This is a genomic window from Candidatus Streptomyces philanthi, assembly GCF_059553635.1.
The window spans coordinates 1-4606 of record NZ_JCANQV010000379.1 but is presented as its reverse complement, the minus strand read 5'-3'; the positions used below and the strand labels follow the sequence as shown (position 1 = coordinate 4606).

At 74.6% G+C, this 4606-nt stretch carries 2 protein-coding genes; both read left to right on the top strand.

What is annotated here, in order from left to right:
* The coding region (locus AC51EU_RS27275) for a discoidin domain-containing protein (RefSeq protein ID WP_496269750.1) at window positions 1–2592 on the top strand (2592 nt) is incomplete at its 5' end.
* A gap of 129 nt (window positions 2593–2721) precedes the next feature.
* The coding region (locus AC51EU_RS27270) for an ABC transporter ATP-binding protein (protein ID WP_496269749.1) at window positions 2722–4606 on the top strand (1885 nt) is incomplete at its 3' end.

Sequence of the window (4606 nt, the reverse complement as noted above, 5' to 3'; positions counted from 1 at the left end):
GGCTGGACCCCCACCGCCACCGCCATCGACCCCGAGGACGCCCACCACGCCTACGTCGGCAACGGCTACCTCGGACAGCGCGTCCCGCCCCACGGCACCGGCTACGCCGCACCGGGCGGCGCCACCGGCTGGCCCCTCAAGACCCCCGCCTACGACGGCGCGTTCGTCTCCGGCCTCTACGCGAAGGGCCCCGCCTCCGTCGAGGGCCGGCAGGCCGTCGCCGCCCTCCCCACCTGGACCACGCTCGACGTCACCGCGGACGGCGCCCGCCCGCAGACCTTCTCCTCCGCCACCGCCCCCGGCCGGATCTCCCACTACCGCCAGACCCTCCACCTGCGCTGCGGCTTCGTCCGCACCTCCCTGACCTGGACCGCCGCCGACGGCCGTGTCACCGACCTGGTCTACGACGTGCTCGCCGACCGCGCCGACGCGCACACCGGCGCCGTACGGCTGCGGATGACGCCCCGCTGGAGCGGCACCGCCACCGTCACCGACACCCTCGACGGACGCGGCGCCCGCCGGATGCGGCAGACCGGCGGCGGCTCCCGGACCGGCGGCACCATCGACGTCACCTTCCGCACCGACGGCACGGGAACGGACGGCGCCGTCGCCTCCACCCTGCGCCCCGGCCCCGGCGTCCGCGCCACCGGTCCCGTACCGGCCGCGCGCCCCAGCGGCCTGACCCACCGGCAGCGCCTCACCTTCCCCGTCCGCGGTGGCCGGACGTACACGCTGGCCAAGTACGTCGGCGTGGACACCGCGCTGACCTCCCGCAGTCCCCGCGCGGCCGCGACCGCCGCGTCCCGCAGGGCCGCCGCCACCGGCTGGGACGCCCTCTTCGCCCGCCACACCGCCGCCTGGCGCGCCCTGTGGCGCAGCGACATCGAGATCAAGGGCCGCGGGCAGCGCGCTCTGCGCGACCAGGTCCGCTCGGCGCAGTACGGGCTGCTCGCCAACACCCGCGCCGGCAGCGCCAACAGTCTCGCGCCCACCGGCCTGACCAGCGACAACTACGCCGGGGAGATCTTCTGGGACGCGGAGACCTGGATGTACCCGGGCCTGCTCGCCACCCACCCCGACCTCGCCAGGGCGGTCGTCGACTACCGCTACCGCACCCGCGAGGGCGCCCGCGCCAACGCCCGCAGGCTCGGGTACGACGGCCTGTTCTACTCCTGGACCAGCGGCGCCAAGGGCGACCTGGGGAGCGAGTGCCACAGCTGGGACCCGCCGCACTGCCTGACCCAGAACCACCTCATGGGGGACATCGCGCTCGCCACCTGGCAGTACTACCTCGCCACCAAGGACACCGCCTGGCTCACGGAGCGCGGCTGGCCCGTCCTCAAGGGCATCGCCGAGTTCTGGGCCTCCCGCGCCACCCGCAACGCCGACGGCAGCTACTCGGTCAAGAACATCGCGGGCCCCGACGAGTACAGCAACGGCGTCGACGACGGCGTCTTCACCAACGCGGGCGCCGCCACCGCCCTGCGCACCGCCACCCGCGCCGCCGCCCTCGTGGGCGCCAAGGCCCCCGCCGCCTGGACGACCGTCGCGGACAGGCTCCGTATCCCCTACGACGCGAAGACCGGGGTGTTCCAGCAGTACGCCGGCTACCGGGGCACCACCATCAAGCAGGCCGACACCGTGCTGCTGATGTACCCCCTGGAGTGGCCGATGACGAAGGAGCAGGCCGCCGCCACCCTCGACCACTACGCCGCGCGCACCGACCCCGACGGCCCCGCCATGACCGACTCGGTGCACGCCGTCGACGCGGCCGGCATCGGGGAGCCCGGCTGCGTGACGTACACCTATATGCGGCGGGCGGTCGAACCGTTCGTCCGGGGGCCGTTCGCGCTGTTCTCCGAGGCGCGCGGGGAGAAGGCCGGGGCCCAGGACCCGCTCTCCGGGCGGCCCGCCCAGGACTTCCTCACCGGCAAGGGCGGCTTCCTCCAGACCTTCACCCACGGCCTGACCGGGCTGCGACTGCGCGAGGACCGGTTGCGCCTCGACCCGACGCTGCCGCCCCAGCTCTCCGCCGGGGTCGCCCTGCGCGGCCTCCACTGGCAGGGACGCACCTACGACATCGCCCTCGGGGCCTCCCACACCACCGTGACGCTCACCTCCGGCGCCCCTCTGCGGCTCGACACCCCCGAGGGCGAGAAGGTCGTGAGCCGGGGCGTGCCCGCCGTCCTCAAGACCCGCCGGCCCGACCTCGCGCCCACGGGCAACGCGGCCCGGTGCGCGCCCGCCGGCGCCTCCTCCGAGGAACCCGGCATGTACGCGGAGGCCGCCGTCGACGGCAACGCCACCACCGCCTGGGTGCCCGACGCCGCGACCGGCACTCTCACCGTCGACCTCGGCCGCACCGTCCGCGTCGGCGACATCACCCCGCACTGGACCGCGACCCGCCCGCTCTCCCACCGGATCGACGTCTCCGAGGACGGCAGGACCTGGTACGGCACCGGCTACGCGGGCCGTACCCCCGCCCGGTACGTCCGGGTCACCGTGCACGGCGACCCGGCCCCGGGGCCCGACGGGAAGCCGCGGCCCCGCCCCGGGATCACGGAGCTGACCGTCCAGAGGGCGGACGACTGACCCCCCGGCCGGCCGGTGCGGACGGACGGAGCGTCCGCCCCGGCCGGCCGCCGTGTTGCGGCGGGATGAAATCCGCGTAGCACGGTGTTGCAGCCTTCCGACAGCAGTTCGAGGTGCGGGAGGCATCGGGTGGCGGGGACCGACGGGACACAGGAGGGCTGGGCGCGGCGGCTGCTGCGTGAGTGCTGGCGGTTCAGGAAGGACGTCCTGCTCGCCCTCGGTGCGTCGCTCGCAGGCATGGCCGTGATGGCCTTCGTCCCGCTGATCCCCAAGCTGATCATCGACGACGTGATCGTCCGGCACGACCGGGCGCTCGCCCCCTGGGCCACCCTCATGATCGTCGCGGCGCTCGCCGTCTACGCCCTCACCTACGTCCGCCGCTACTACGGCGGACGCCTCGCGCTCGACGTCCAGCACACCCTGCGTACCCGGATGTACGACTCCCTGGCCCGCCTCGACGGACACCGCCAGGACGAACTGAGCACCGGCCAGGTCGTCGGCCGCGCCACCAGCGACCTCCAGCTCATCCAGGGCCTGCTGTTCATGGCCCCGATGATGATCGGGAACGTGCTGCTGTTCGTGCTCTCCCTGGTCGTGATGGCGGTGCTCTCCCCCCTCCTGACCGTCATCGCCCTCGCCGTCGCCCCCGCCCTGTGGTGGATAGCCCGCCGCAGCCGCACCCGCCTCTTCCCCGCCACCTGGTACGCCCAGAGCCAGGCCGCCGCGGTCGCCGGGGTCGTCGACGGCGCGGTCTCCGGCGTCCGGGTCGTCAAGGGCTTCGGCCAGGAGGAACAGGAGACCGGCAAGCTGCGCGAGGCGGGCCGCCGCCTGTACGCCGGGCGGCTGCGCACCGTACGCCTCAACGCCCGCTACACCCCCGCCCTCCAGGCCGTACCGGCCCTCGGACAGGTCGCGATGCTCGCCCTCGGCGGCTGGATGGCCACCAAGGGCCAGGTCACCCTCGGTACCTTCGTCGCGTTCTCCACCTACCTCGCCCAGCTCGTCGGCCCCGTCCGGATGCTGGCGATGATGCTCACCGTCGGCCAGCAGGCCCGCGCCGGCGTCGAGCGGGTCTACGAGCTGATCGACACCGAACCGGTCATCGCGGAACGCCCCGACGCCCACGAACTGCCCGCCGACGCCCCGGCCACCGTCGAGTTCGAGGACGTCACCTTCCGCTACGGCACCCCCGGCGCCGACGGGGAGAGCGCCGGCCGCCCGGTGCTGGACGGCTTCTCGCTGCGCATCGACCCTGGCGAGACCGTCGCCGTCGTCGGCACCTCCGGCAGCGGCAAGTCCACCGTCTCCCTGCTGCTGCCCCGCTTCTACGACGTCAGCGAAGGCCGCGTCCTCGTCGGCGGCCACGACGTCCGCGACCTCGGCCTGGAGTCGCTGCGCGCCGCCATCGGCCTGGTGCCCGAGAGCAGCTTCCTCTTCTCCGACGCGATACGCGACAACATCGCCTTCGGCCACCCGGAGGCCACCGACGAGCAGATACGCACCGCGGCCCGCCTCGCCCGCGCCGACGGCTTCATCGAGGCCCTGCCCGAGGGCTACGACACCCGCGTCGGCGAACAGGGCCTGACGCTCTCCGGCGGTCAGCGGCAGCGCATCGCCCTCGCCCGCGCGATCCTCACCGACCCCCGGCTGCTGGTCCTCGACGACGCCACCTCCGCCGTCGACGCCCGCGTCGAGCACGAGATCCACGAGGCGCTGCGCCAGGTGATGGCGGGCCGTACGACCCTGCTCATCGCCCACCGCGCCTCCACCCTGGCCCTCGCCGACCGCGTCGCGGTCCTCGACGGCGGCCGGCTCGTCGACATCGGCACCCAGGACGAGCTGGCGGCCCGCTGCCCGCTCTACCGCAGGCTGCTGACCGACCCGGACGAACTCGGCGGCGTCCCCCACGACCCCGCGGGCGAACTGGCGGGCGCCTTCGGCGGCGAGTGTGCCGCGACCGGCCTGCTGACACGGGAGACGGACGGCGTTCCGGCGCCCGGCGCGGCGACCCCGC